At 51.5% G+C, this 921-nt stretch carries 9 tRNA genes; all 9 read left to right on the top strand.

The features are described 5' to 3' along the window. Nucleotides 1-18 precede the first annotated feature (18 nt). Nucleotides 19-103: transfer RNA gene (locus ACOMCU_RS28075), tRNA-Leu, on the top strand. Between the two features lie 47 nt (nt 104-150). After that, nucleotides 151-225 (top strand) — tRNA-Gly (locus ACOMCU_RS28080). A gap of 5 nt (nt 226-230) precedes the next feature. Continuing rightward, nucleotides 231-319, top strand: a tRNA-Leu gene (locus ACOMCU_RS28085). Between the two features lie 17 nt (nt 320-336). Beyond that, nucleotides 337-413 (top strand) — tRNA-Arg (locus ACOMCU_RS28090). Between the two features lie 9 nt (nt 414-422). After that, nucleotides 423-499: transfer RNA gene (locus ACOMCU_RS28095), tRNA-Pro, on the top strand. A 7-nt stretch (nt 500-506) separates the two neighbouring features. Further along, nucleotides 507-582 (top strand) — tRNA-Ala (locus ACOMCU_RS28100). A 28-nt stretch (nt 583-610) separates the two neighbouring features. Continuing rightward, nucleotides 611-684 (top strand) — tRNA-Met (locus ACOMCU_RS28105). Between the two features lie 7 nt (nt 685-691). Further along, nucleotides 692-768, top strand: a tRNA-Ile gene (locus ACOMCU_RS28110). A gap of 15 nt (nt 769-783) precedes the next feature. Then, a tRNA-Ser gene (locus ACOMCU_RS28115) sits at nt 784-876 on the top strand. The last annotated feature ends 45 nt before the right edge of the window (nt 877-921 follow it).

Raw genomic sequence — 921 nt, forward strand, 5'->3', positions numbered from 1 at the left:
AAATTGCCAACAAAATATGCGGGTGTGGCGGAATTGGCAGACGCACTAGACTTAGGATCTAGCGCCGCAAGGCGTGGGGGTTCGACTCCCTTCACCCGCACCATTTTTTAGAATTTCATAATTGCCAGGATAAATAAATCTTATGCACATGCGGAAGTAGTTCAGTGGTAGAACACCACCTTGCCAAGGTGGGGGTCGCGAGTTCGAACCTCGTCTTCCGCTCCAAATGTGCCGGGGTGGCGGAACTGGCAGACGCACAGGACTTAAAATCCTGCGGTAGGTGACTACCGTGCCGGTTCGATTCCGGCCCTCGGCACCATTTTATTTTAATAATTAGCGCCCGTAGCTCAATTGGATAGAGCGTCTGACTACGGATCAGAAGGTTGTGGGTTCGACTCCTGCCGGGCGCGCCATATATATTTCGGAATGTAGCTCAGCTTGGTAGAGCACTTGGTTTGGGACCAAGGGGTCGTAGGTTCGAATCCTGTCATTCCGACCATTACATTGGGGCCTTAGCTCAGCTGGGAGAGCGCCTGCCTTGCACGCAGGAGGTCAGCGGTTCGATCCCGCTAGGCTCCACCATAAAATTATAACCAGTTATAAAGATCCTGGCGGCGTAGCTCAGCTGGCTAGAGCATTCGGTTCATACCCGAAAGGTCGTGGGTTCGACTCCCTCTGCCGCCATCTTAAAGGACCTTTAGCTCAGTTGGTTAGAGCAGACGGCTCATAACCGTCCGGTCGCAGGTTCGAGTCCTGCAAGGTCCACCATTTATATATTGTTACGGAGGTATACCCAAGTTCGGCTGAAGGGATCGGTCTTGAAAACCGACAGGCGGGTAACACCGCGCGGGGGTTCGAATCCCTCTACCTCCTCCAGTTTTATATTTTATAAATGGTGTTCTAAAAACTCGGTATAATTAT

The sequence above is a fragment of the Lysinibacillus sp. UGB7 genome (assembly GCF_049058285.1).
Lineage (GTDB): Bacteria > Bacillota > Bacilli > Bacillales_A > Planococcaceae > Lysinibacillus > Lysinibacillus sphaericus_B.